This window comes from Streptomyces sp. NPDC042336 (assembly GCF_055581985.1).
Map to the genome: position 1 here is coordinate 64,874 of NZ_JBVJEA010000013.1, position 26,063 is coordinate 90,936.

A 26,063-nucleotide genomic window follows, 5' to 3' on the forward strand; every position below is an offset into this window, starting at 1 on the left:
GGAGACCGGGGGCGGGGCGTTTCCTCGGGGGCCACCGGAGTGACGGGGCGGGCGGGCGGGTGGCACGTGGCCCGGCTGAACGGTGCCGCCCACCCCCGTCGGAGGGGTGGGCGGCGGTGGCCGGGGGAAGGGACGCAGCGGCGCGGCGGGCGCGGCTAGTGCGCCGCCGACTCCCAGTCCGGGCCCACGCCCACGGAGACGCCCAGGGGGACCCTGAGCCGCACCGCGTTCGCCATTTCCCGGCGGACCAGTTCCTCCGCCGCCGCGCGCTCGCCCGGGGCGATCTCCAGGACGATCTCGTCGTGGACCTGGAGGAGCATGCGGGACTCGAGGCCGGCCTCGCGCAGCGCCCGGTCCACGTTGAGCATGGCGATCTTGACGATGTCGGCCGCCGTGCCCTGGATCGGTGCGTTCAGGGCCATCCGCTCGGCCGCCTCGCGACGCTGGCGGTTGTCGCTGTTGAGGTCGGGCAGGTAGCGGCGGCGGCCGAAGAGGGTCGCCGTGTACCCGGTGGCCCGTGCCTCGTCGACGACCCGGCGCAGATAGTCCCGTACACCGCCGAAGCGCTCGAAGTAGGCGTCCATCAGGCCGCGTGCCTCGGCCGCCTCGATGTTCAGCTGCTGGGAGAGGCCGAAGGCCGACAGGCCGTACGCCAGGCCGTAGGACATGGCCTTGATCTTGCGGCGCATCTCGGCGTCCACGGCGGACTGCTCGACGGAGAAGACCTGGGCGGCCGCGGTGGTGTGCAGGTCCTCGCCGGACGTGAACGCCTCGGTCAGGCCCGCGTCCTCGGAGAGGTGGGCCATCACGCGCAGCTCGATCTGGCTGTAGTCGGCCGTCATCAGGGACTCGAAGCCCTCGCCGACCACGAAGCCGCGGCGGATCGCGCGGCCCTCGTCGGTGCGGACCGGGATGTTCTGCAGGTTCGGGTCCGTGGAGGAGAGGCGGCCGGTCGCGGCGACCGTCTGGTTGAACGTGGTGTGGATACGGCCGTCGGCGGCGATGGTCTTGATCAGGCCCTCGACCGTGACGCGCAGCTTGGCCTGCTCGCGGTGGCGGAGCATGATCACCGGCAGTTCGTTGTCCGTCTGGGCGGCGAGCCAGGCCAGGGCGTCGGCGTCGGTGGTGTAGCCGGTCTTGGTCTTCTTGGTCTTCGGCAGGTTCAGCTCGCCGAAGAGGACCTCCTGGAGCTGCTTGGGCGAGCCCAGGTTGAACTCCCGTCCGGCCGCCGCGTGCGCCTCCTTCACGGCCTGCTGGACGGCGCCCGCGAACATCTGCTCCATGGCCTGGAGGTGCTCCCGGTCGGCCGCGATGCCGTGCCGCTCCATGCGGGCGAGCAGCGCGGAGGTGGGCAGCTCCATGTCGCGCAGCAGATCGGCGGCGCCGACGTCGGCCAGGCGGCTCTCGAAGGTCTCGCCCAGGTCGAGGATGGCGCGGGCCTGCACCATCAGCACCTCGGCCTCGGCGCCCTCGTCCGCGCCGAAGGCGAGCTGTCCGTCGGCCGCGGCGGCGGGGGCCAGCTCGCGGTGCAGGTACTCCAGGGACAGCGCGTCCAGGTCGAAGGAGCGGCGCCCCGGCTTGACCAGGTAGGCGGCCAGCGCGGTGTCCATGCCCACGCCGGCGACGCTCCAGCCGTGCTCGGCGAAGACGCGCATCGCGCCCTTGGCGTTGTGGAAGACCTTCGGCCGGTCCGGGTCGGAGAGCCAGGAGCGGAACGCCGTCTCGTCGGCCTCGTCGATCTCCGTGGGGTCGAACCAGGCGGCCTTCCCGTCGGACGCGGCGAGCGCGACCTCGGCGACCGAGCCGGTGCCCAGGGCCCAGGTGTCGACGGTGGCCACGCCGAGCGGCTGCGTGCCGTGCTCGGCGAGCCAGCCGGCCAGCTCGCCCGTGCCCAGCACGGTGCCGTCCAGCTCCACCCCGTCCGCGACCACCGGGGTGGCCTCGGCCTCCTCGGCGCCCGGGTCGACCGCGTAGAGCCGCTCGCGCAGGGAGGGGTTGCGGATCTCCAGGGTGTCGAGGATCACCGCGACCCCCTTGCGGTCGTAGGCCGTCCGCTCCAGGTCGATGACGGTCTTCGGCAACTCGACCCGTCGCTCCAGCTCGGTGAGCCGGCGGTTCAGCTTGACGGACTCCAGGTGGTCGCGGAGGTTCTGCCCGGCCTTGCCCTTGACCTCGTCGACGCGCTCGACCAGCTCCGCGAAGGACCCGAACTGGTTGATCCACTTCGCGGCGGTCTTCTCGCCGACGCCCGGGATGCCGGGCAGGTTGTCGGACGGGTCGCCGCGCAGCGCCGCGAAGTCGGGGTACTGGGCGGGGGTCAGTCCGTACTTCTCGAAGACCTTCTCCGGCGTGAAGCGGGTCAGCTCGGAGACGCCCTTGGTCGGGTACAGGACCGTGGTGTGCTCGCTGACCAGCTGGAAGGAGTCCCGGTCTCCGGTGACGATCAGCACGTCGAAGCCCTCGGCCTCGGCCTGGGTGGCGAGGGTGGCGATGACGTCGTCGGCCTCGAAGCCCTCGACGGCGAAGCGGGGGACGTGCATGGAGTCGAGCAGCTCGCCGATCAGCTCCACCTGCCCCTTGAACTCGTCCGGGGTCTTGGAGCGGTTCGCCTTGTACTCGGTGAACTCCTCGGAGCGCCAGGTCTTGCGGGAGACGTCGAACGCCACCGCGAAGTGCGTGGGCGCCTCGTCACGCAGGGTGTTGGCCAGCATCGACGCGAAGCCGTAGATAGCGTTGGTCGGCTGGCCGGTCGCCGTCGTGAAGTTCTCCGCGGGCAGCGCGAAGAACGCGCGGTACGCCAGCGAGTGCCCGTCCATGAGCATCAGCCGCGGTCGGCCACCGGAGGTGCTGTCGGTCTTCTTCGATGCTGTCTTCGCCACGACTCCGATCCTGCCACGTGCCACTGACAGTCGGTGCCGCGAGCGCCTGCGGCACCGGCGCGGCCGTCCGTCTGCGGGTGCGTCGTGGCTGGTCGCGCCCACGCGCCGAAGCCGCACATCGAGCAGCGCCCCGCGCTCTCCAGGGCGTGGCTCTCGCCCGGCGCCAGTAGCCGCCCTCGTTTTGGCGGCGCGACCACTGCCTGCCGGACTTGCCCCGCCCCGAGCGGCCTCGCCGTCACAGCGGCGTGCGAGGATCGGAGACGTACTTCACAACGCGTAAGCGAAGGAGCGCGCGATGGCGACCAAGCCGCCCAAGGGTGATCCGGTTCAGGACGCGCCGCGGGTCTCGGAGCCCCAGCACGCGGCGGCGGGCATCCCGGCCATCGGCCACACCCTGCGGGTCGCGCAGCGGCAGATGGGCGTGCGACGGACGGCGCTGACGCTGCTGAGCGTCAATCAGAAGGACGGCTTCGACTGCCCGGGCTGCGCCTGGCCGGAGGGCGACCACCGGCACAAGGCGGAGTTCTGTGAGAACGGCGCGAAGGCCGTGGCCGAGGAGGCCACCCTGCGCCGCGTCACCCCGGAGTTCTTCGCCGCGCACTCCGTGGCCGACCTCGCCGGCCGCAGCGGCTACTGGCTGGGCCAGCAGGGCCGGCTGACGCACCCGGTGTACCTCCCGGAGGGCGGCGAGCACTACGAGCCGGTCACCTGGGAGCGCGCCTTCGACATCGTCGCGGAGGAGATCGCCGCGCTGGACTCGCCCGACGAGGCGGTCTTCTACACCTCGGGACGCACCAGCAACGAGGCGGCGTTCCTCTACCAGCTCTTCGCTCGCGAGCTGGGCACCAACAACCTGCCGGACTGCTCCAACATGTGCCACGAGTCGTCCGGCTCGGCCCTGTCGGAGACCATCGGCGTCGGCAAGGGCAGCGTCCTGCTGGAGGACCTGTACCGGTCCGACCTGATCATCGTGGCGGGCCAGAACCCGGGCACCAACCACCCGCGGATGCTCTCGGCGCTGGAGAAGGCCAAGGCGAACGGCGCGCGGATCATCAGCGTCAATCCGCTGCCCGAGGCGGGTCTGGAGCGCTTCAAGAACCCGCAGACCCCCAAGGGGCTGACCGCGGGCGCCTCCCTCACCGACCTGTTCCTGCAGATCCGCCTCGGCGGCGACCAGGCGCTGTTCCGGCTCCTCAACAAGCTGATCCTGGAGACCGAGGGCGCGGTCGACGAGGCCTTCGTCGAGGAACACACGCACGGCTACGAGGAGTTCGCCGCGGCCGCCCGCGCCGCCGACTGGGACGAGACGCTCGCGGCGACGGGTCTCACGCGCGCGGAGATCGAGGCGGCGCTGCGCATGGTGCTCGCCTCCGAGCGCACCATCGTGTGCTGGGCGATGGGCCTGACCCAGCACAAGCACTCGGTGCCCACGATCCGCGAGGTCGTCAACTTCCTGCTGCTGCGCGGCAACATCGGCCGCCCGGGCGCCGGCGTCTGTCCGGTGCGCGGCCATTCCAACGTGCAGGGCGACCGCACCATGGGCATCTTCGAGCGGCCCGCGCCCGCCTTCCTGGACGCCCTGGAGAAGGAGTTCGGCTTCGCCCCGCCGCGCGAGCACGGCTACGACGTCGTACGGGCCATCCGCGCGCTGCGCGACGGCGACGCGAAGGTCTTCTTCGCCATGGGCGGCAACTTCGTCTCCGCGTCCCCCGACACGGAGGTCACCGAGGCGGCCATGCGCCGCGCCCGGCTCACCGTGCACGTGTCGACGAAGCTGAACCGCTCGCACGCGGTCACGGGCGCGCGGGCGCTGATCCTGCCGACGCTGGGCCGCACGGAGCGGGATCTCCAGGGCGGCGGCGAGCAGTTCGTGACCGTCGAGGACTCCATGGGCATGGTGCACGCCTCGCGCGGACGCCTGGAGCCCGCGAGCCGGCAGCTGCTGTCCGAGCCCGCGATCGTGTGCCGGCTGGCGCGCCGAGTGCTGGGCGAGGAGAGCCGCACGCCGTGGGAGGAGTTCGAGAAGGACTACGCGGCGATCCGTGACCGCATCGGGCGGGTCGTGCCGGGCTTCGAGGACTTCAACGCGCGCGTGGCGCATCCCGGGGGCTTCGCGCTGCCGCACGCCCCGCGCGACGAGCGCCGCTTCCCGACGGCCACCGGGAAGGCCAACTTCACCGCCGCGCCGGTCGAGTTCCCGGAGCTGCCCGAGGGGCGGCTGCTGCTCCAGACGCTGCGCTCGCACGACCAGTACAACACCACGATCTACGGCCTGGACGACCGCTACCGGGGGATCAGGAACGGCCGCCGCGTCGTCCTGGTCAACCCGGAGGACGCCCGGACGCTGGACGTCGCGGACGGCTCGTACGTCGACCTGGTCAGCGAGTGGCGGGACGGGGTGGAGCGGCGGGCGCCCGGTTTCCGCGTCGTGCACTACCCGACGGCCCGGGGCTGCGCGGCGGCGTACTACCCGGAGACCAACGTCCTGGTGCCGCTGGACGCCACCGCGGACACCAGCAACACCCCGGCCAGCAAGTCCGTGGTCGTCCGTCTGGAACAATCGGCGACCGACTGAGCGTTTGCTCAGCCAAGTGAAGCGGCCGACCGGCCGGCCCCTGGCGACCGGCCGGCGGGCACAGACGGATCGACGAAACGGAGCCGGCCCATGGGCGAGCAGCAGCAGGTGCAGTTCCCGCAGGAGGTCATCGACGAGTACGCCGCGCTCGGCGTCGACCTGCCCGCGCTGTTCTCCGCCGGGCACCTGGGGACGCGCATGGGCGTCCAGATCGTCGAGGCGTCGGCGGACCGGGTCGTCGGCACGATGCCGGTGGAGGGCAACACCCAGCCGTACGGGCTGCTGCACGGCGGCGCCTCCGCGGTGCTCGCCGAGACGCTCGGGTCGGTCGGCTCGATGCTGCACGGCGGCGCCTCCAAGATCGCCGTCGGCGTCGACCTGAACTGCACCCACCACCGCGGGGCCCGCTCCGGCCTGGTCACCGGGGTGGCCACGCCGGTGCACCGGGGCCGGTCGACGGCGACGTACGAGGTCGTGATCAGCGACGAGCAGGACCGCCGGGTGTGCACGGCCCGGCTGACCTGCCTGCTGCGGGACGTGAACCCCGGCGACGGAGCCCCGGCAGGCACGGCGGGCTGAGGGCCCGCGCCGGAAGCTCCCCGCTGCCGTGCCGGTCCGCGGCACCCGTGGCCGCGGCATTGCCTGCGGTCCTCCCGGGTCCTGGCGTCGGGGCATGCGACGGGGAGGGGCACTCCGGCGGGGACGGGCGGCGCTGACGCTGGTGACGGCGGTCGTGGTCGTCGGCTGCGCCGGTTCCGGTGACGGAGCGGGCGGTTCCGCCGGTGCCGCGCACCGTGCGTCCCCGTCGTCCCCGTCCCAGCGGCCCCTGTCCGCCGCGGAGTTGTGCGTGCGCGCCGTCGGGTACTGGGCGCGCGAGATGCTGGACGGCGGCGAGCCCTACGGCGACTATCAGTCGATGGGACTGTCCAACCGGCAGTACGGCATCCTGCGGCAGGTCGTGGACGCGGCACGGACCGCGAAACGCGCCCGAGGCGCCCGAGCCGCCGACGAGTTGATCGACCGCCGGACGCACCGGGCGTGCGCCGAGAGCTACCGCGACGGCGGTCCCAGTCGCGGCCCCTGGCAGTCATGAGCGGCGTCGGGCCCGTCGAGCCGGGTGAGGACACCCGGGTCCAGGAGGCACCGCCGCCCCGGCCGCGCGGACGCCTCGCCCTGCGCTACGAACGCCACCGCCGCACCGTCCTCGCCTCCGGCGCCGCCCTCGTCGTCCTGGCGGGCGGCGGCTACCTGTACGCGAGCCGTCCGCAGCCGCGGCCCGCTCCCCCTCCGCCCTACCCCTCCCAGGCGGTCGACCTCGTCTACCTGGCGCCCGCGGCCGGCTCGCCCGGGGACGCGGCCGGGGGCTACCGCTTCACGGTGCTGCTGACCGTGCGGTCGGGACCGCCCGTCACCGTGACGCGGCTGACCCAGCCCTACGACGGCCTGTCGGTGACGTCCTCCCCCGCGGCACCTTTCCAGACAAATTCGCATTCCACCCGCAAGATCATTGTCACGCTACGGGTGACGGAATGTGAAAAAGCGCCCCGGAATCCCGGACTCCCTTTCCTGGATGTAACACTGCGTAATGCGCGCGCAATAGAAGCCCACAGTTTCATCCTGGGGACACGCTATGCGCGGGACCTCTCCCAGGCCCTTGAGGTCGCCTGTGGCAACGATTCAAGGTAACTACCAAAACGCCCGAGACGCCTGAACTCGGGCCGCCGGTCCTGCGAGTTCTCAGCATGCGGACAGGGCGAATCGGCCTGAATTCAGCCCTTCTTCCCAGCGAGTACCGCTCTGCAATACCCGATGTCATAACAAGAGAGTCACAGCCTCACTCAGACCCTCCTCCACCTTCCCCACACACGCTTAGAGTCACGGCCAGTCACCGCGCCGTCCGATAGTCATCTCGGTCCAGCGCTCGACTCGGCCGTTTCCACGGGGAGGCGGCTGTGCCAGGGAAAGGACTGATCGTGCGTCAACGTTCGCTCATCGCCATCACCGCCGCTCTGGCGGCGGGAGCGCTCACCCTCACCGCCTGCGGCTCGCGCGACGACGACGGCGGGTCGGACTCCGGCAACGGCGGCGGCGGTGGCACCACCGTCGTCATCGGTGTCGACGCCCCGCTGACCGGCGACCTGTCCGCGCTGGGCCTCGGCATCAAGAACTCGGTGGACCTCGCGGCCAAGACGGCCAACAAGGACAAGACCGTCGACGGCATCACCTTCAAGGTCGAGGCCCTCGACGACCAGGGCCAGCCCTCCGTGGGTCAGCAGAACGCCACCAAGCTCGTCGCCGACGACGACGTCCTCGGTGTCGTCGGCCCGCTGAACTCCTCGGTCGGCGAGTCCATGCAGAAGGTCTTCGACACGGCCAAGCTGGTCGAGGTCTCCCCGGCCAACACCAACCCCGCCCTCACCCAGGGCGTGGACTGGCAGAAGGAGAAGGTCCGGCCCTACAAGTCGTACTTCCGCACCGCGACCACGGACGCCGTCCAGGGCCCGTTCGCCGCGCAGTACGTCTACAACGACGCCAAGAAGAAGAAGGTCTTCGTCATCGACGACAAGAAGACCTACGGCGCCGGTCTGGCCGCCACCTTCACCGAGGAGTTCAAGAAGCTCGGCGGCCAGGTCGCGGGCACCGAGCACATCAACCCGGACACCAAGGACTTCAACGCGGTCGCCACCAAGGTCAAGAACTCCGGCGCCGACGTCGTCTACTACGGCGGCGAATACCCGCAGGCCGGCCCGCTCAGCAAGCAGATCAAGGCCGCCGGTGCCAAGATCCCGGTGGTCGGCGGTGACGGCATCTACAGCGCCGACTTCATCAAGCTCGCCGGCGCCAGCGGCACCGGCGACCTCGCGACCTCCGTCGGCGCCCCGGTCGAGGAGCTGCCCTCCGCCAAGGAGTTCGTCGCCAACTACAAGGCCGCCGGCTACAAGGAGGCCTACGAGGCGTACGGCGGCTACTCCTACGACTCCGCCTGGGCGATCATCGAGGCCGTCAAGAAGGTCGTCGAGGACAACGACGGGAAGCTTCCCGACGACGCCCGCGCCAAGGTCACCGAGGCCATGCAGAACGTCTCCTTCGACGGTGTGACCGGAAAGGTCTCCTTCGACGAGTTCGGTGACGCGACGAACAAGCAGCTCACCGTGTACGCCGTCAAGGACGGTGCCTGGGCGTCGGTGAAGTCCGGCACCTACACCGGCTGACCACCTCCGCATCACTGATCACGTGATCACGAGCCGCGCGGGGCGCTGTTCCACAGGCGCCCCGCGCGGACTCGCATCCGGCCACATCCGTCGAAATTTCCGAACGTCTCGGAGGACATGCGGTGAACGAACTGCCGCAGCAGCTGGTCAACGGCCTGCTACTGGGATCCATGTACGGGCTGGTCGCCATCGGCTACACGATGGTCTATGGCATCGTCCAGCTCATCAACTTCGCCCACGGCGAGATCTTCATGACCGGCGCCTTCGGCGCGCTCACGGTCTACCTGTACATCCTGCCCGACGGCACCTCCATGCTGATCGCCCTTCCCCTCATGCTCATCGGCGCGATGGTGGTCGCCGTCACCGTGGCCGTCGGCGCGGAACGGTTCGCCTATCGCCCGTTGCGCGGAGCCCCCCGCCTCGCCCCCCTCATCACCGCGATCGGCCTCTCCCTCGCCCTCCAGCAGGCGGTGTGGGCCTGGTACCCCGGCGCCAAGTCGAAGATCAGCTTCCCGCAGATCGAGGGCGGGCCGTTCCACATCGGCAGCGTCACCATCCAGACCGGCGACATCTTCCTGCTCGTCGCGGCCCCGGTCAGCATGGCCATCCTCGCCTACTTCGTGATGCGCACCCGCACCGGACGCGGCATGCAGGCCACCGCGCAGGACCCGGACACCGCCAAGCTGATGGGCGTCAACACGGACCGCATCATCGTGGTCGCCTTCGCCCTCGGTGCCGTCTTCGCCGCCGTCGGCGGAGTCGCCAACGGCCTGAAGTACGGCGACATCGACTTCCGGATGGGCTTCATCCTCGGTCTCAAGGCCTTCACCGCCGCCGTCCTCGGCGGCATCGGCAACATCTACGGCGCCATGATCGGCGGCGTCGTCCTCGGTGTCGCCGAAACCCTGGCCACCGCCTACATCGCCGACGTGCCCGGCCTGGACAAGCTCGGCAGCCAGTCCTGGGCGGACGTCTGGGCCTTCATCCTCCTCATCCTCGTGCTGCTGTTCAGGCCACAGGGCCTGCTCGGCGAACGCGTTGCGGACAGGGCGTGACACCGATGACCACACAGACCACCGCTCCGAAGACGGCCGGCGCCCCCGCCGCGGCCGACACCCCCGGCCTCATCGGCATACCCGCGCCCCTCGGCCGTGCTCTCGCCACCGGCGGCGGCGTCCTCACCGTCGTCTCCACCTTCCTGGCCTGGACGTGGACCGCCGAGTTCCCCGGCGACCTCACCGTCTACGGCTACCCGGGCGGCCTCCAGGTGCTGGTGCTGGTGGCCGGCGCCCTCACCACCCTGTTCGGCCTCGCCTCGTACGGCGTCAAGGGGCTGCGCTGGCTCGTGCCCGCCGGCGCCGACGCGGCGCTGAAGTTCGCCGCACTCGCCGCCTTCGCGACCACCTGGTACACGATCGTCGCGATCAGCGCCCAGCTCGGCGGCCTGGTCAACCTGGAGCCCGGCGGTTACGTCGCCGCGGCCGCCACCCTGCTCGCCCTCGTCGGCTCGCTCGCACTCCCCTTCGAGCGCCCCGAGCCCGACCCGATCGACCCCGACGACACCGGCTGGGAGCAGTTCAAGCACACCGCCTCCCACACCTGGCAGACCGTCAGGGCTGCCTTCGCCACCGGCACTCCCCGCCCCGTGCGCGCCCTGCCGTCCTACGCCGAAATCCTGATCATCGTCGCCGTCCTCGCGATCGCCCTGCTCGTCTTCACCTACGGCATCGGCACCGAGTACGACGAGCTCTTCGTCGGCTTCCTGATCGTCTCCGGACTCGGCTTCGCCGCCGTGCACCGGGCCGGCCTGATCGCCCAGGCCACCGAGATCACCTCCCGGCACCAGAACATCACCGTGTGCGGCGCGTTCGTCGCGGCGGCCTGCTTCCCCTTCACGCAGTCCGACGACCAGTACGCCACCCTCGGCGTCTACATCCTCATCTTCGCCACGGTCGCCCTGGGCCTGAACATCGTCGTCGGCCTCGCGGGCCTGCTCGACCTCGGTTACGTCGCCTTCCTCGGCGTCGGCGCCTACGCGGCCGCACTGGTCTCCGGTTCGCCCAGCTCGCCGTTCGACGTGCACTTCCCGTTCTGGGCCGCGGTCATCGTCGGTGCCCTCGCCTCGCTGATCTTCGGTGTGCTCATCGGCGCCCCGACCCTGCGGCTGCGCGGCGACTACCTCGCCATCGTGACGCTCGGCTTCGGTGAGATCTTCCGCATCACCGCCAACAACCTGGACGGCACCTCGGGACCGGACCTCACCAACGGCTCCAACGGCGTCTCGTCCATCCCGGACCTCAAGGTCCTCGGTCTGGACCTCGGCGTCCAGCACGACGTCGGCGGCTTCACGATCGGCCGGTTCGCCAACTACTTCTTCCTGATGCTGATCATCACGGCCGTCGTCGTGCTCGTCTTCCGGCGCAGCGGCGACTCGCGCATCGGACGCGCCTGGGTCGCCATCCGCGAGGACGAGACCGCCGCTCTGGCGATGGGCATCAACGGCTTCCGCGTCAAGCTCATCGCGTTCGCCGTCGGCGCCACCCTCGCGGGCCTGGCCGGCACCGTGCAGGCGCACGTGACCTACACGGTCACGCCCGAGCAGTACCTCTTCGCGGGCACCACCCCGCCCAACTCCGCCTTCCTGCTCGCCGCGGTCGTGCTCGGCGGCATGGGCACCATCGCGGGTCCGCTCATCGGCGCCTCGCTGCTCTTCCTGATCCCCAACAAGCTCCAGTTCCTCGGCGACTACCAGCTCTTCGCCTTCGGACTCGCGCTCGTCCTGCTCATGCGCTTCCGTCCCGAAGGCCTCATCGCCAACCGGCGCCGCAAGCTGGAATTCCACGAAGAGGCCGAAGCGCCCACCACCCTGAGCAAGACAGGGGCCTGACCACCATGACCACCGACACCACCACCAAGGACACCGCACCGGGCTCCCCGGCCCCCGGCACCACCATCCTCGACGCGCGCGGTGTCACGATGCGCTTCGGCGGACTGACCGCCGTCAACGGCGTCGACCTCACCGTCGACAGCGGCGAGATCGTGGGCCTGATCGGCCCCAACGGCGCCGGCAAGACGACCTTCTTCAACTGCCTGACCGGCCTCTACACCCCGACCGAGGGCGAGGTCCGCTACAAGGGCCGGGTCCTGCCGGCCAAGTCCTTCAAGGTGACCGCCGCCGGCATCGCCCGTACCTTCCAGAACATCCGGCTGTTCGGCAACATGACGGTGCTGGAGAACGTCCTGGTCGGCCGGCACACGCGGACCAAGGAGGGCTTCTGGTCGGCCGTGCTGCGCGGTCCCGGCTTCCACCGCGCGGAGCAGACGTCCCGGGAACGCGCCATGGAACTCCTGGAGTTCGTGGGCCTCGCGCCCAAGGCCGACCACCTCGCGCGCAACCTGCCCTACGGCGAGCAGCGCAAGCTGGAGATCGCCCGCGCGCTGGCCAGCGAGCCGGGGCTGCTGCTCCTGGACGAGCCGACGGCCGGCATGAACCCGCAGGAGACGCGGGCCACTGAGGAACTGGTCTTCGCCATCCGCGACCAGGGCATCGCCGTCCTCGTCATCGAGCACGACATGCGGTTCATCTTCAACCTCTGCGACCGCGTCGCCGTGCTCGTGCAGGGCGAGAAGCTCGTCGAGGGCGACAGCGCCACGGTGCAGGGCGACGAACGCGTGGTCGCCGCCTACCTCGGCGAGCCCCTGGAGAACGACCCCGGCGCCACGGAGGCGGCCGAGGTGGAGGCCGCCGAGGCGGCGCAGGCATCGGGAGCGGACACCACCACGGACACCGCGGCCGGCAAGGAGAACGACCGATGACCGCACTGCTCGAGGTCGAGGACCTCCGCGTCGCCTACGGCAAGATCGAGGCCGTCAAGGGCATCTCCTTCACGGTGGACGCCGGTGAGGTGGTCACCCTCATCGGCACCAACGGCGCCGGCAAGACCACGACGCTGCGCACCCTGTCGGGGCTGCTGAAGCCGGTCGGCGGCCAGATCAAGTTCGGCGGCAAGTCGCTCAAGAAGGTGCCCGCGCACCAGATCGTCTCGCTCGGGCTCGCCCACTCGCCCGAGGGGCGGCACATCTTCCCGCGCATGACGATCGAGGACAATCTGCGTCTCGGCGCCTTCCTGCGCAGCGACAGGGCGGGCATCGAGAAGGACATCCGGCGCGCCTACGACCTCTTCCCGATCCTCGGTGAGCGCCGCAAGCAGGCCGCGGGCACCCTGTCCGGCGGTGAGCAGCAGATGCTCGCCATGGGCCGTGCCCTGATGTCCCAGCCCAAGCTGCTCATGCTCGACGAGCCCTCCATGGGCCTCTCGCCGATCATGATGCAGAAGATCATGGCGACGATCGCGGAGCTGAAGTCCCAGGGCACCACGATCCTGCTCGTCGAGCAGAACGCCCAGGCCGCCCTGTCCCTGGCGGACCACGGCCACGTCATGGAGGTCGGCAACATCGTCCTGTCCGGCAGCGGCCAGGACCTGCTGCACGACGAGTCGGTCCGCAAGGCCTACCTCGGCGAGGACTGACGCGCACCGTACGAGTGAGGCCCGCGCCCCCGGTATGGGGGCGCGGGCCTCACTCGTACGTGGAAGGACTCAGCCCTTGGACGCCTTCTTCTCCTCGGCGTCCTGGATGACCGCCTCGGCCACCTGCTGCATCGACATCCGCCGGTCCATGGAGGTCTTCTGGATCCAGCGGAAGGCGGCCGGCTCGGTCAGGCCGTACTGCGTCTGGAGGACCGACTTGGCGCGGTCCACCAGCTTGCGGGTCTCCAGGCGCTGGCTGAGGTCGGCGACCTCCTTCTCCAGCGCCTTCAGCTCCGTGAACCGCGAGACGGCCATCTCGATCGCCGGCACGACGTCGCTCTTGCTGAACGGCTTCACGAGGTACGCCATGGCTCCGGCGTCCCGGGCCCGCTCCACCAGGTCGCGCTGCGAGAAGGCGGTCAGCATCAGCACCGGCGCGATGGACTCCTCGGCGATCTTCTCGGCCGCGGAGATGCCGTCGAGCTTGGGCATCTTGACGTCGAGGATCACCAGGTCGGGCCGGTGCTCGCGGGCCAGCTCCACGGCCTGCTCGCCGTCACCGGCCTCACCGACGACGGAGTACCCCTCCTCCTCCAGCATCTCTTTGAGGTCCAGCCGGATGAGCGCCTCGTCCTCGGCGATGACGACGCGGGTCGTCAGCGGAGGCACGTGCGACTGGTCGTCGTCGGGCACGTCTACGGGCTGGGGCGACTCGGGGGCGGTCACGTGGGCTCCTCGTTCGGGGCAGGGGTACTGCTGACAAGAGCCTACCTAGCTCCTGTATGTTTGAGTCACCGAGGGGCTACACTGACCTTCGGTTCGAAGAGGCTCCGGTAGTCCAATCGGCAGAGACGATGCCCTCAAAAGGCATTCAGTGTGGGTTCGAGTCCCACCCGGGGCACTTTACCTTCGTTTCGAAGGCATCCCGAAGCCGCCGCGGAGACACCCGTTCAGCGGTCGTCCTCCCCGATGTGGTGCACCCGCACCAGGTTCGTCGTGCCGGACACCCCCGGCGGAGAGCCGGCCGTGATGACCACGGTGTCCCCCTTCTCGCACCGCCCGTACCGGGTGAGCAGTTCGTCCACCTGGTCGACCATCGCGTCCGTGGAGTCCACGTGCGGGCCGAGGAAGGTCTCCACGCCCCAGGTCAGGCTCAGTTGCGAGCGGGTCGCCGGTTCCGGGGTGAAGGCGAGCAGCGGAATGGGCGAGCGGTAGCGGGACAGGCGGCGGACGGTGTCGCCGGACTGGGTGAAGGCCACCAGGAACTTCGCGCCGAGGAAGTCGCCCATCTCGGCCGCCGCGCGGGCGACCGCACCGCCCTGGGTGCGGGGCTTGTTGCGCTCGGTCAGCGGGGGCAGTCCCTTGGCCAGGATGTCCTCCTCCGCCGCTTCGACGATCCGGGCCATGGTGCGCACCGTGTCGGTCGCGTGCTTGCCCACGCTGGTCTCGCCGGAGAGCATCACCGCGTCGGTGCCGTCGATGACCGCGTTGGCGACGTCGGAGGCCTCCGCGCGGGTCGGGCGGGCGTTGTCGATCATCGAGTCAAGCATCTGGGTGGCGACGATGACCGGCTTGGCGTTGCGCTTGGCCAACTTGATGGCGCGCTTCTGGACGATCGGCACCTGCTCCAGGGGCATCTCGACGCCGAGGTCGCCCCGGGCGACCATGATCCCGTCGAAGGCCGCGACGATGTCCTCGATGTTCTCCACGGCCTGCGGCTTCTCGACCTTGGCGATGACGGGCAGGCGGCGGCCCTCCTCGTCCATGATGCGGTGCACGTCGAGGACGTCCCGCCCGCTGCGCACGAAGGACAGCGCGACGACGTCGAAGCCGCTGCGCAGCGCCCAGCGCAGGTCGTCCTCGTCCTTCTTCGACAGGGCGGGCACGGACACCGCGACGCCGGGCAGGTTGAGGCCCTTGTGGTCGGAGACCATGCCGCCCTCGATCACCCTGGTGCGCACCCGCGGTCCGTCGACGCCGGTCACCTCCAGGCAGACCTTGCCGTCGTCGACGAGGACCCGCTCACCGGGGGTGACGTCCTCGGCGAGGCCCGCGTACGTCGTGCCGCAGGTGTGGCGGTCGCCCTCGACGCCCTCCTCGACGGTGATGGTGAAGCCGTCGCCGCGTTCAAGGAGTACGGGACCTTCAGCGAAGTGGCCGAGGCGGATCTTCGGACCCTGAAGGTCGGCGAGGGCGCCGACACTGCGGCCCGTCTCGTCGGACGCCTTGCGGACCCGGCGGTAGCGCTCTTCGTGTTCGGCGTGGGTGCCGTGGCTGAAATTGAAGCGGGCGATGTCCATACCGGCGTCGACCAGGTCCTTGATCTGGTCGTACGAGTCGGTGGCGGGCCCAAGAGTACAGACGATCTTTGCTCGGCGCATGGGTCGAGCCTATGACTTACTGCCGGGTAGCGAATTGGCCACGCATGACCACTCAACAACCTTTGAGTAAAGGGATATTGACAAATGTTGAATTGCGCGGCAGACCGCTCTGATGAGCATTCGAACGGGGCTGCGCCTCTTGACAGAAGACATGTTCAGGACAGAATCTACGCGCGTTGCCACTGTCTGCACGGGTCCACCGAGGAGAGTCAGTCATGCCGTTGAACCGCCGCACGTTCCTGAGCAGGTCCGCCGTGACGGGGGCGGGGGTGGCCCTGGCCGGTGCGGCGGCTGCTCCGGCGGCCGAGGCCGCGGCCCCCGCGCACCGGGGCGGCCGGAAGCCCAAGCGGTACGCGCTCACCGTGCTCGGCACCACCGACCTGCACGGTCACGTCTTCAACTGGGACTACTTCAAGGACGCCGAGTACACGGACACGGCGGGCAACGCCCAGGGCCTCGGCCGGATCTCCACCCTGGTGAACCAGGTCCGCGAGGAGAAGGGCCGCCACAACACCCTGCTGCTGGACGCGGGCGACACCATTCAGGGCACCCCGCTGACGTACTACTACGCGAAGGTGGACCCGATCACCGCCGAGGGCGGTCCGGTGCACCCGATGGCCCAGGCGATGAACGCCATCGGCTACGACGCGGTGGCGCTCGGCAACCACGAGTTCAACTACGGCATCGAGACGCTGCGCCGGTTCGAGGAGCAGTGCGACTTCCCGCTGCTGGGCGCGAACGCGGTCGACGCCAAGACCCTGAAGCCCGCCTTCCCGCCGTACTTCATGAAGACCTTCCGGGTGAAGGGCGCGCCGCCGGTGAAGGTGGCGGTGCTGGGGCTGACCAACCCGGGCATCGCGATCTGGGACAAGGCGTACGTGCAGGGAAAGCTGGCCTTCCCGGGTCTGGAGGAGCAGGCGGCCAAGTGGGTGCCGAAGCTGCGCTCGATGGGCGCGGACGTGGTGGTCGTCTCGGCCCACTCGGGCTCCTCGGGCACGTCCTCCTACGGCGACCAGGTCCCCCACGTCGAGAACGCGGCGGCCAACGTGGCCCGGCAGGTGCCGGGCATCGACGCGATCCTGGTCGGGCACGCGCACGAGGAGATCGCCGAACTGAAGGTCGTCAACGAGGAGACCGGGAAGACGGTCGTGCTGTCGGAACCGCTGTGCTACGCCGAGCGGCTCACCCTGTTCGACTTCGAGCTGGTCTTCGAGCGGGGCCGCTGGCACGTCGAGTCGGTGAAGGCGTCGCTGCGCAACTCCAACGCGGTCGAGGACGACCCGCGGATCACGAGGCTGCTGGCGGACGAGCACGCGAAGGTCGTGGCGTACGTCAACCAGGTCGTCGGCACCGCCACCGAGACGCTGACGACGGCCGAGGCGCGGTACAAGGACGCGCCGATCATCGACCTGATCACCAAGGTGCAGGAGGACGTGGTCAAGGAGGCGCTGGCGGGCACGGAGTACGCCTCGCTGCCGGTGCTCGCGCAGGCGTCGCCCTTCTCGCGGACCTCCGAGATCCCGGCCGGCGACGTGACGATCCGGGACCTGTCGAGCCTGTACGTGTACGACAACACGCTGGTCGCGAAGCTGCTGACGGGCGCGCAGCTGCGGGCGTACCTGGAGTACTCGGCGGAGTACTACGTGCGGACGGCCGCCGGTGCGCCGGTGGACGTGGACAAGCTGACCAACGCGAACGGCCGTCCGGACTACAACTACGACTACGTGTCGGGGCTGAAGTACGAGATCGACGTGGCGCAGGCGGCCGGTTCGCGGATCAGGAACCTCACGTACGGCGGCACTCCGCTGGACGACGCCCAGCAGTTCGTGCTGGCCGTGAACAACTACCGGGCCAACGGCGGCGGCGCCTTCCCGCACGTGGCGTCGGCCAAGGAGCTGTGGTCGGAGTCGACGGAGATCCGCACCCGGATCGCGGAGTGGGCGACCGCGAAGGGGGTGCTGGACCCGAAGGACTTCGCGTCCGTGGACTGGTCGCTGACGCGGAACGGCACGCCGGTGTTCTGACGGGCGCCGCACGGGGCGGCCTCCTCAGACTCCGTCCACCAGGGGGGTGAGCGCCCGGCGGTCGCGGGCGGACGGGATCTGGGGCCGGCCGCCCTCCAGGCCGAAGGTGGTGAAGGCGGTGCGGGCGGGCAGCGGGTACGGCTCCCGCCCGGTGAGGTCGTTGAGGATGATCGCGCTGCGCCAGGCGGCGAGGCCCAGGTCGGGTGTGCCGACCCCGTGGGTGTGCGTCTCGGCGTTCTGGACGTAGACGGCGCCGGTGACACAGGGGTCGAGGACGAGGCGGTGGCGGTCGTCGACGCGGGGGCGTTCGGAGTTGTCGCGCCGCATGTAGGGGTCGAGACCGGCGAGGAGGCGGCCCAGGGGGCGTTCGCGGTGGCCGGTGGCGAGGACGACGGCGTCGGTGGTGAGGCGGGAGCGGGTCTTCTGCTGCCCGTGTTCCAGGTGGAGTTCGACCTGGGTGGCGGCGATGCGGCCGGCGGTGCGGACGTGGACGCCGGGGGTGAGGGTGGTGTCGGGCCAGCCGCCGTCGAGGGTGCGCCGGTACAGCTCGTCGTGGATGGCGGCGGTGGTGTCGGCGTCGATGCCCTTGTGCAGCTGCCACTGGGCTGCGACGAGGCGGTCGCGGACCGGTTCGGCCAGGCCGTGGAAGTAGCGGGTGTAGTCGGGGGTGAAGTGCTCCAGGCCGAGCTTGGAGTACTCCATGGGCGCGAGGGCCTCGGTGCGGCCCAGCCAGTGCAGCCGCTCGCGGCCGGCGGGGCGGTGGCGGAGCAGGTCGAGGAAGACCTCCGCGCCGGACTGGCCGGTGCCGATGACGGTGACGTGCCCGGCGGCCAGCAGCGTGTCGCGGTGGCGGAGGTAGTCGGCGGCGTGCACGACGGGGACGGCGGGGTCCTCGACGAGGGGCCTGAGCGGGTCGGGGACGTGCGGTTCGGTGCCGATGCCGAGGACGACGTTCCTGGTGTGGGTGCGGCCGAGGGCCTCGGCCTCCCCGTCGGCGTCGAGCTGGGTGTAGTCGACCTCGAAGAGATCGCGGTCCGGGTTCCAGCGGACGGCGTCGACCTGGTGGTGGAAGCGGAGCGCGGGCAGGTTCTCGGCGACCCAGCGGCAGTAGGCGTCGTACTCGGCGCGCTCGATGTGGAAGCGTTCGGCGAAGTAGAACGGGAAGAGGCGTTCTCTGGCCCTGAGGTGGCTGAGGAAGCTCCAGGGGCTCGCCGGGTCGACGAGGGTGACCAGGTCGGCGAGGAAGGGCACCTGGACGCGTGCGCCGTCGATGAGCAGACCGGGGTGCCAGCGGAAGTCGGGGCGCTGGTCGTAGAAGACGGCGTCGAGGCCGGTGAGCGGGTCGGCGAGGGCCGCGAGGGAGAGGTTGAAGGGGCCGATGCCGATGCCGACGAGGTCGCGGGGGGCGTCGGGGGTGTGGTGCGCCGGGGTGTTCATCGCGGGACGTGTCCTTCCACGAGCGTCAGGAGTGCTGCCAGGTCGTCTGGGCGGGTGTGCGGGTTCAGGAGGGTCGCCTTGAGCCAGAGCCGGCCGTCGGCGCGGGCCCGGCCGAGGACCGCGCGGCCGGTGGTGAGCAGCGCGCGGCGTACGGCGGCGACGGCGTCGTCACTCGCTCCCGCGGGCCGGAACAGGACCGTGCTGATGGTGGGCGGTGCGTGCAGGTCGAACCCGGGGTGGGCCTCGACCAGCCCGGCGAACTCCTGGGCGAGGGAGCAGACCGCTTCGACGAGGGCGCCCAGTCCTGCGCGGCCCAGGGTCTTGAGGGTGACGGCGGTCTTCAGGACGTCGGGGCGGCGGCTGGTGCGCGGGGAGCGTCCGAGGAGGTCGGGGAGGCCGGCCTCGGTGTCGTCGTCGGCGTTGAGGTAGTCGGCGCGGTGGTGGAGGGCGGCGAGGTCGTCGGCGTCCGTGACGGTGATCAGTCCCGCGGGGATCGGCTGCCAGCCGAGCTTGTGCAGGTCCAGGGCGACGGTGTCGGCGGCCTCCAGTCCCGCGAGCCGGGCGCGGTGCCGGTCGCTGAACAGGAGGCCGGCGCCGTAGGCGGCGTCGACGTGGAGGCGGGCTCCGTGGGCGGCGCAGCGGGCGGCGATCTCGGGCAGCGGGTCGATGAGACCGGCGTCGGTGGTGCCCGCGGTGGCGGCGACGAGGTGCGGGCCGGGGACGTCGGTGAGGGCCTCGTCCAGGGCAGCGGGGTCGAGGATGCCGGCCGGGGCGGGTACGACGACGGGTTCGGGCAGCCCCAGCAGCCAGGCGGCGCGGGGCAGCGAGTGGTGGGCGCCCGCCCCGTGGACCAGCCGCAGGCCCGCGCCGTGCCGTTCGCGGGCGAGCAGGACGGCGAGCTGGTTGGACTCGGTGCCGCCGGTGGTGACGACGGCGTCGGCGGCGCCGGTCTCCCGGGCGAGAGCGCGGGTGACGAGGGCTTCCAGGGCGGAGGCGGCGGGTGCCTGGTCCCAGGAGTCGAGGGACGGGTTGAGGACGCTCGCGGCGAGGTCGGCGGCGGCCGCGACGGCGAGCGGCGGGGTGTGCAGGTGGGCGGCGCACAGCGGGTGGGCGGGGTCGGCGGCGCCCTCGGCGAGCGCGGTGACCAGGACGCGGAGCGCCTCGGGGTCGCCCCGGCCGGGCAGGATGTCGCCGGCCGCGTCCGCCACCCGGGCGGCGACGGCACCGGGGCCGCCGGCGGGCAGCGGGCCGCCGCGTGCGGCCGTGCCGGCCCGCAGGGCGTCGAGCACGGTGTCGAGCAGGGCCCGCAGGGCGTCGGTGCCGTGCGGGCCCGAGGCGAGGGGCGGCATGCCCATGAGCTGTCCTCCGGGCACGGGGGCTGGGGTTCCAGCTTCCACGCGGGCGGGCGGGTACGCCCGGACAGCTCAGTGATCACAACCCGAAAGGGGTATCCCGGCGGCTCTCGCCCCGGGACGCGGCCGGTCCCCCGCGCTGCGGGACGGACCGGCCGCGGCCGGTGGGTCAGTCCGTGTTCGCCTCCCGCACCCGCAGGGCGCGCGCCAGGTCGTCGAGCTGGTCGGCGAGCTTGCGGCGCAGGGCGGGGATCGGGTCGGCGTCGGCGAGACACTCCTGGCCGAGGCGGAGGGTGTCGGCGTCGACGGCGTGGGCGGGGAAGGCCCAGCGGCCGGCGGCGTCGGCGATGGCGGGGCCGCGCCGGGCGGCGAGCGCGACGGCCTCGGTGTAGTAGCGCGGTACGTACTCCCGTACGAGGTCGGCCTGTTCGGGCTGCCAGAAGCCCTGGGCGGTGGCGGTGAACAGGTAGTTGGAGAGGTCGTCGGAGGCGAACATGGCCGCCCAGGCGCGGGACTTGGCCTCGGCGTCCGGCAGCGCGGCGCGGCAGCGGGCGGCGCCCTCCTGGCCGGTGGCGCTCGGGTCGTTCGCCAGCTCGGCGGCGATGGCGTCCTCGTCGGCGGCGCCGAGGACGGCGAGCCGGGTGAGGATGCGCCAGCGCAGCTCGGGGTCGAGTTCCGGGCCGCCGGGGACGGTGCCGTCGGCGAGCCAGGCGGCGATGGTGTCGGGCTGGGCGGCCGTCGCGATGCGGTGGCGCACGGCGATCAGGCGCAGCCCGGGGTGGTCGCCGTCCTCGGTGCGGCGGATGAGGTCGCGGCACAGCTCGGCGAGGGTGTTCAGGGCGGCGGGCCGCTGCTCGGGGCTGACGTATCGGTCGGCGACCTGGCCGGAGGCGAAGGCGAGGACGCCGTCGACGAGCGCGAGGTCGGTCTCGTGCGGGAGGTGGGCGCGGGCGATGTCGAGGTAGGCGGCGGCGGGGAGTTCGCCGTCGCGCACGGCGTCCCGGAGGGCGTTCCAGACGACGGCCCGGGTGAGCGGGTCCGGCAGGCCGGACAGGCTCTCCCGGATGGTCCGGAAGGAGTCGGCGTCGAAGCGGATCTTGGCGTAGCTCAGGTCGCCGTCGTTGAGCACGACCAGGGCGGGGAGTTTGCCGATGGGCCGGGGTTCGGCCTGAGGGAGGTCGATGTCGAGGCGTCCGCGCGGGGTGAGGCGGCCCTCCTCGCCCGGGTCCTGGTCGTAGAGGCCGACGGCGATGCGGTGGGGGCGCTCGCCGGCGCGCCGGACGGTGAGGACGCGGCTGCCGTTGTCCCCGGTGACGCTCGGGGTGAGGGTGTCGACTCCGGTGGTGCGCAGCCAGGCGTCGGCCCAGGCGTGGACGTCGCGGTCGGTGGCGGCGGCCAGGGAGTCGATGAAGTCGGCGAGGGAGGCGTTGGCGAACTTGTGCCGCTCGAAGTGGGTGTTGATGCCGGCCAGGAAGTCCTTCTCGCCGAGCCAGGCGACGAGCTGGCGCAGGGCGGAGGCGCCCTTGGCGTAGGAGATGCCGTCGAAGTTGAGCAGCGCGGAGGCGGTGTCCTCGACGTTCTCCGGGGCTACGGGGTGGGTGGAGGGGCGCTGGTCGGCGTCGTAGCCCCAGGCCTTGCGGGTGACGCCGAAGTCGGTCCAGGTGTCGGTGAAGCGGGTGGCCTCGGCGGTGGTCTGGTAGCCCATGTACTCGGCGAAGGACTCGTTCAGCCAGATGTCGTCCCACCAGCGCAGGGTGACGAGGTCGCCGAACCACATGTGGGCCATCTCGTGGGCGATGACCATGGCGCGGGTCTGCCGCTGGGTGTCGGTGACGGCGGACCGGAAGACGAACTCGTCGCGGAAGGTGACCAGTCCGGGGTTCTCCATGGCACCGGCGTTGAACTCGGGGACGAACGCCTGGTCGTAGGAGTCGAAGGGGTAGGGCTCGTCGAACTTCTCGTGGTAGCGGTCGAAGCAGGCCCGGGTGACCTCGAAGAGTTCGTCCGCGTCGGCGTCCAGGTGCGGGGCGAGTGAGCGACGGCAGTGGATGCCGAAAGGCAGGCCGCGGTGCTCGGTGCGCACGGAGTGCCAGGGGCCGGCGGCGACGGCGACGAGGTAGGTGGAGATCAGCGGGGTGGTGGCGGCCTTCCAGCGGCCGTCGCCGGTGTGCTCGGTGACGCCGTTGGCGAGGACGGTCCAGCCCTCGGGCGCGGTCACGGTGAGGTCGAAGACGGCCTTGAGGTCGGGCTGGTCGAAGGCGGCGAAGACCCGCTGGATGTCGTCGAGGAAGAGCTGGGTGTAGACGTAGGTCTCGCCGTCGGCGGGGTCGGTGAAGCGGTGCATGCCCTCGCCGGTGCGGGAGTATCGCATGGTGGCCTCGACGCCCAGCTCGTGCTCGCCGGGAGCGAGGTTCTTCAGCGCCAGGCGGTTCTCGGCCAGGGCGGCCGGGTCCATGGGGTGTCCGTCCAGGGTGACGGCGCGCAGCTCCGCGGGCTTGAGCTCGACGAACGTGTCCGTGCTGTCCGTGTCGCCGCGGACGGTGAACCGGATGACGGTCCGGGAGTCGAAGGTCTCGTCGCCACGGGTCAGATCGAGGTCGATCGCGTAGTGGTGGACGTCGAGGAGCCGGGCACGGGTCTGCGCTTCGTCGCGCGTGAGTACGGACATGCACGACATGCTGCCTGATGCGGTGGGCAGGGCACAGAGGCGGTTCGGTACGCGTGCTATGTCCGGTCCGTCGCGGCGGCCTCGGCGCTCCCCCCGGCGTGCGCCCCCGGGGTGGGGCGCACCCGGTCCCGGCCGGGGCCGCATCGCTTCAGTCGGAGGCCGGCGCCGCGTCTCTCTCACGGCCGCCGCCGTTGCTCTCCGCGATGCGCTCGTGGTGGTGGATCACCTCGGCGACGATGAAGTTCAGGAACTTCTCGGCGAACGCCGGGTCCAGCTTGGCGCTCTCGGCGAGGGTGCGCAGCCGGGCGATCTGCTGGGCCTCCCGGGCCGGGTCGGCGGGCGGCAGCTGGTGGCGGGCCTTGAGCAGGCCGACCTGCTGGGTGCACTTGAAGCGCTCGGCGAGCATGTGGACGACGGCCGCGTCGATGTTGTCGATGCTGTCCCGCAGCCGGGCCAGCTCCTCGCGGACGGCGGGTTCGACGGCACCGGTACCGGTGTTGCTGGTGGTCATGGGCGCACACCCTACGGGCGGGGGCCCGCCTGTCGCAGACCGTCTCAGGCGCTGAACGCCGTACGGCCCTCGTACAGTGGGAGCAGGGTTCAGGAGGCAGGGTCCAGGCGTCTTGGGGGTCGGGCGTGGCGAACGGCGGACCGGTCGAGCACGGGTTCCCGCACCTGGAGACGGTGCGGGAGGCGGTCACGGCGCTGTACCGGCGGCTGTCGTACGACACCGTCCGGACGTTCTCGGCCAGTGTGGCCCCGGTCGACGTGGCCTTCTGCGACACGGACGACCTGTATCTGGGCACCCAGCGGGTGGCGCGCGAGCTGGTGCGGCACTACCGGCTGCCCGACGCCCGCATGATCGTCTCGTTCCGCGAGATGATCCACGCGGCGAACGTCGAACTCACGGCGGGCCCGGAGTACTTCATCGAGCTGAACGACCGCTTCCGCACCCATCGCCGGGACATCGGCGCGGCGCTCGCGCACGAGGTGATGCACGTGTACCTGCACCGCCTCGACCTGTCCTTCCCCTCCACCCGGGACAACGAGATCCTCACCGACACGGCGACGACGTACCTGGGCGCCGGCTGGCTGCTGCTCGACGCCTACCGGGAGGACGCGGCGTCCTCGCAGAAGCTGGGGTACCTGACGCCGGAGGAGTTCGGCTACGTGCTGGCCAAGCGGGCGCTGGTGTTCGGCGAGGACCCGTCGGTCTGGTTCACGAGTCCGCAGGCTTACACGGCGTACGGCAAGGGCATGGCACGGGCGCGCCGGGACGAGCAGCAGCCGCCGCTGACCGCGGCCGGCTGGGCGGGCCGCCGCCGCTACGCCCGGGACCGCCGCCACGCGCAGGACCCGCGGACCGCCGGGGCGGCGGCGGACGGCGGCCTCTACGCCTTCACCGCTCAGCCGCCCGGCCGGCTCCGGGTGTCGTTCCCCTGCCCGACCTGCCACCAGCGGATCAGGGTGCCGGTGCGCGGGCGGGTCCGGGCGCGGTGCGGGCTGTGCCGGACGGTGCTGGAGTGCGACACGTGATACGGCGCGCGGGACGCGGCGGCGCTGCTTCAATGCCCCTATGACACAGGCCATCGAAGAACCCTGGGGCATCAGCGTGTTCGGCTCGGGCTCGGTGCGGGCCGAGCCGTCACTCGCTCGGGTGCGGCCGGTGGTGGACGTACTGGAGCCGTCACCGGAGCAGGCCTTCCAGCAGGCCGGGGAAGCCGTGGCCCGGCTGCGGGAGGTACTGCGGCGGCACGGCGTGCCGGACGCCTCGGTCTCGGGCTCCCGGCTGGGCCTCAGCTCGGAGTACGACCGTCACGGCGGTGGCCGCAGGCTGCTCGGATACCGGTGCCAGGCCTCGTACGCGGTGGAGACCGGGGCGCTGGACGACCTGGAGCTGCTGATCGCGGACGTGGTCGACGCGGGCGCACACCGGATCGACGGCGTGGAGTTCGACGTGCGCGACAGGCCGGCGCTGCTCGACGAGGCACGGCGCCGGGCCGTGGGCGCTGCCCGGCGCAAGGCCCAGGTGTACGCGGAGGCGGCGGACGCGCGGCTGGGTCCGGTGCTGCACATCCAGGACGTGGAGTCGGAGCCCGTCGCCGCGTTCCGTGCCTCCGCGGGCGGCGGCCCGCCCGGCGCGCTGGCTCCGGGTGCGGTGGAGGTGTCCGCCCGGGTCGTGCTGGGCTTCTCGCTGCGGCACTGACCGCCGCGCTCAGGCGGGCCGCACGATCCCCTGGGCGCGTGCGGCCGCCAGCCACTGGGGGAACTCGCCCACGAGCCGGTCGTACAGGTCGGCGTCGGTCACCTTGCGCGGGTCGCGGCCCGCGTGGAAGAACCCGGCGTTGTCGATCACCCGCTTGCCGGGCACCGCCAGTTCGTCGAGCTTGCGCAGGTACTCGAACTGGCCGCTGCCGGGATCGCCGAAGCCGACGAACTGCCAGAACAGCGGCAGCGGCGCCGCCTTGCACAGGTAGCGCTCGGCGGCGAGCCGGTTGATCGGGCCGCCGTCGGTCTGGAAGACGACCAGGGCGGGGTGGCGGGCGCCGCTGTCCAGGTAGTGGTCGATGACGGCGTCCATGGCCAGGTGGTAGCTGGTCTTGCCCATGTGTCCGAGGCCGGCCACGATCCGCTCGATGCGGCCCTGGTGGTCGGCGAGCGCGATCTCGGTGACGGCGTCGACGTCGGTGGAGAAGAACACCACGGGCACGGTGCCGTCGTCGTCGAGGTGGGCGGACAGGCTCAGCACCCGGTCGGCGAGCGCCTGCACGCTGCCGTCCTTGTAGTACGGCTTCATGGAGCCGGAGTAGTCGACGACGAGGTAGACCGCCGCCCGGGTCTCCTCCATGCCGTGCTTGGTGAGCGAAACCCCGGCGGTCTTGTACAGATCGACCAGCGCGGGCGCGGTCTCCCGCACCTTGGTGAGACTGATCGCGGCCATGCGGACTCCCCCGTCACCCCTGCCCTGCGGCATCCGGGTGCCGAGGTTACGGCACGGCGCACCCC

The 26,063-nt window shown here is 71.3% G+C and carries 20 protein-coding genes and 1 tRNA gene; 13 read left to right on the forward strand and 8 right to left on the reverse strand.

Features of this window, described 5'->3' with window-relative positions; all coding sequences use genetic code 11:
- Positions 1 to 155: 155 nt before the first annotated feature.
- Complete coding sequence (gene polA / locus ACZ6IM_RS26270; protein WP_469559594.1) at positions 156 to 2,879, reverse strand: DNA polymerase I; 2,724 nt, start codon at positions 2,877 to 2,879, stop codon at positions 156 to 158.
- Between the two features lie 295 nt (positions 2,880 to 3,174).
- Here polA and ACZ6IM_RS26275 point away from each other — a divergent pair, with 295 nt between their 5' ends.
- From ACZ6IM_RS26275 to ACZ6IM_RS26315, 9 genes are all read left to right on the forward strand, one after another.
- The gene (locus tag ACZ6IM_RS26275; RefSeq protein ID WP_052841547.1) at positions 3,175 to 5,454 is read left to right on the forward strand and encodes an FdhF/YdeP family oxidoreductase; all 2,280 of its coding nucleotides are present in this window, start codon (positions 3,175 to 3,177) and stop codon (positions 5,452 to 5,454) included.
- 90 nt (positions 5,455 to 5,544) lie between these two features.
- Entirely contained in the window at positions 5,545 to 6,033 is a 489-nt protein-coding gene (locus ACZ6IM_RS26280) for a PaaI family thioesterase (protein WP_052841546.1), read from the forward strand.
- A 94-nt stretch (positions 6,034 to 6,127) separates the two neighbouring features.
- A complete protein-coding gene (locus ACZ6IM_RS26285; RefSeq protein WP_052841545.1) occupies positions 6,128 to 6,547 on the forward strand; it encodes a hypothetical protein in 420 nt (139 codons plus the stop codon).
- Positions 6,544 to 7,140: a Tat pathway signal sequence domain protein gene (locus ACZ6IM_RS26290; protein ID WP_469559597.1), complete on the forward strand. Its 597-nt coding sequence runs from the start codon at positions 6,544 to 6,546 to the stop codon at positions 7,138 to 7,140. The genes ACZ6IM_RS26285 and ACZ6IM_RS26290 overlap by 4 nt, the downstream gene beginning before the upstream one ends.
- Before the next feature lie 287 nt (positions 7,141 to 7,427).
- On the forward strand, positions 7,428 to 8,666 hold the full coding sequence (locus tag ACZ6IM_RS26295) for a branched-chain amino acid ABC transporter substrate-binding protein (protein ID WP_052841543.1): 1,239 nt from the start codon (positions 7,428 to 7,430) through the stop codon (positions 8,664 to 8,666).
- A 122-nt stretch (positions 8,667 to 8,788) separates the two neighbouring features.
- A complete protein-coding gene (locus ACZ6IM_RS26300; RefSeq protein WP_052841542.1) occupies positions 8,789 to 9,721 on the forward strand; it encodes a branched-chain amino acid ABC transporter permease in 933 nt (310 codons plus the stop codon).
- Between the two features lie 5 nt (positions 9,722 to 9,726).
- On the forward strand, positions 9,727 to 11,553 hold the full coding sequence (locus ACZ6IM_RS26305) for a branched-chain amino acid ABC transporter permease (protein WP_052841541.1): 1,827 nt from the start codon (positions 9,727 to 9,729) through the stop codon (positions 11,551 to 11,553).
- Between the two features lie 5 nt (positions 11,554 to 11,558).
- A complete protein-coding gene (locus tag ACZ6IM_RS26310) occupies positions 11,559 to 12,482 on the forward strand; it encodes an ABC transporter ATP-binding protein (protein ID WP_052841540.1) in 924 nt (307 codons plus the stop codon).
- Positions 12,479 to 13,195 (forward strand): ABC transporter ATP-binding protein, encoded by a 717-nt coding sequence (locus ACZ6IM_RS26315; RefSeq protein WP_052841539.1) that lies wholly within the window; start codon positions 12,479 to 12,481, stop codon positions 13,193 to 13,195. Before ACZ6IM_RS26310 ends, ACZ6IM_RS26315 begins: the two co-directional genes overlap by 4 nt.
- A 69-nt stretch (positions 13,196 to 13,264) precedes the next feature.
- Here ACZ6IM_RS26315 and ACZ6IM_RS26320 read toward each other — a convergent pair whose 3' ends face one another.
- Positions 13,265 to 13,921 carry an ANTAR domain-containing response regulator gene (locus ACZ6IM_RS26320; protein ID WP_052841538.1) on the reverse strand — a complete coding sequence of 219 codons (657 nt, stop codon included), beginning with the start codon at positions 13,919 to 13,921 and terminating at the stop codon, positions 13,265 to 13,267.
- Positions 13,922 to 14,022: 101 nt separating this feature from the next.
- Here ACZ6IM_RS26320 and ACZ6IM_RS26325 point away from each other — a divergent pair.
- Positions 14,023 to 14,096 (forward strand) — tRNA-Leu (locus ACZ6IM_RS26325).
- A gap of 49 nt (positions 14,097 to 14,145) precedes the next feature.
- On the opposite strand, the gene pyk is transcribed toward ACZ6IM_RS26325, so the two are convergent.
- On the reverse strand, positions 14,146 to 15,576 hold the full coding sequence (gene pyk, locus ACZ6IM_RS26330) for a pyruvate kinase (protein ID WP_052841537.1): 1,431 nt from the start codon (positions 15,574 to 15,576) through the stop codon (positions 14,146 to 14,148).
- Between the two features lie 215 nt (positions 15,577 to 15,791).
- Here pyk and ACZ6IM_RS26335 point away from each other — a divergent pair, with 215 nt between their 5' ends.
- Positions 15,792 to 17,600, forward strand: coding sequence for a bifunctional metallophosphatase/5'-nucleotidase (locus tag ACZ6IM_RS26335; RefSeq protein WP_052841536.1), 1,809 nt, complete (start codon positions 15,792 to 15,794; stop codon positions 17,598 to 17,600).
- A 24-nt stretch (positions 17,601 to 17,624) separates the two neighbouring features.
- Here the strand turns inward: ACZ6IM_RS26335 and ACZ6IM_RS26340 are convergent, their stop codons facing one another.
- The 4 genes from ACZ6IM_RS26340 to ACZ6IM_RS26355 form a co-directional block, all read right to left on the reverse strand.
- Positions 17,625 to 19,037 carry a lysine N(6)-hydroxylase/L-ornithine N(5)-oxygenase family protein gene (locus tag ACZ6IM_RS26340; protein WP_052841535.1) on the reverse strand — a complete coding sequence of 471 codons (1,413 nt, stop codon included), beginning with the start codon at positions 19,035 to 19,037 and terminating at the stop codon, positions 17,625 to 17,627.
- Positions 19,034 to 20,392 carry a pyridoxal phosphate-dependent decarboxylase family protein gene (locus tag ACZ6IM_RS26345; protein WP_469559606.1) on the reverse strand — a complete coding sequence of 453 codons (1,359 nt, stop codon included), beginning with the start codon at positions 20,390 to 20,392 and terminating at the stop codon, positions 19,034 to 19,036. Before ACZ6IM_RS26345 ends, ACZ6IM_RS26340 begins: the two co-directional genes overlap by 4 nt.
- Before the next feature lie 166 nt (positions 20,393 to 20,558).
- Complete coding sequence (gene pepN / locus ACZ6IM_RS26350) at positions 20,559 to 23,057, reverse strand: aminopeptidase N (protein ID WP_469559608.1); 2,499 nt, start codon at positions 23,055 to 23,057, stop codon at positions 20,559 to 20,561.
- Positions 23,058 to 23,205: 148 nt separating this feature from the next.
- Positions 23,206 to 23,568, reverse strand: coding sequence for a chorismate mutase (locus tag ACZ6IM_RS26355; RefSeq protein ID WP_052841533.1), 363 nt, complete (start codon positions 23,566 to 23,568; stop codon positions 23,206 to 23,208).
- A gap of 125 nt (positions 23,569 to 23,693) precedes the next feature.
- On the opposite strand from ACZ6IM_RS26355, the gene ACZ6IM_RS26360 reads away from it, so the two are divergent.
- Both ACZ6IM_RS26360 and ACZ6IM_RS26365 read left to right on the forward strand, forming a co-directional pair.
- Positions 23,694 to 24,593: a hypothetical protein gene (locus ACZ6IM_RS26360; RefSeq protein WP_052841532.1), complete on the forward strand. Its 900-nt coding sequence runs from the start codon at positions 23,694 to 23,696 to the stop codon at positions 24,591 to 24,593.
- A gap of 40 nt (positions 24,594 to 24,633) precedes the next feature.
- Complete coding sequence (locus ACZ6IM_RS26365) at positions 24,634 to 25,263, forward strand: SIMPL domain-containing protein (protein WP_469559613.1); 630 nt, start codon at positions 24,634 to 24,636, stop codon at positions 25,261 to 25,263.
- 9 nt (positions 25,264 to 25,272) lie between these two features.
- Here the strand turns inward: ACZ6IM_RS26365 and ACZ6IM_RS26370 are convergent, their stop codons facing one another.
- Positions 25,273 to 25,998: a vWA domain-containing protein gene (locus tag ACZ6IM_RS26370; RefSeq protein ID WP_469559615.1), complete on the reverse strand. Its 726-nt coding sequence runs from the start codon at positions 25,996 to 25,998 to the stop codon at positions 25,273 to 25,275.
- Between the last annotated feature and the right edge of the window lie 65 nt (positions 25,999 to 26,063).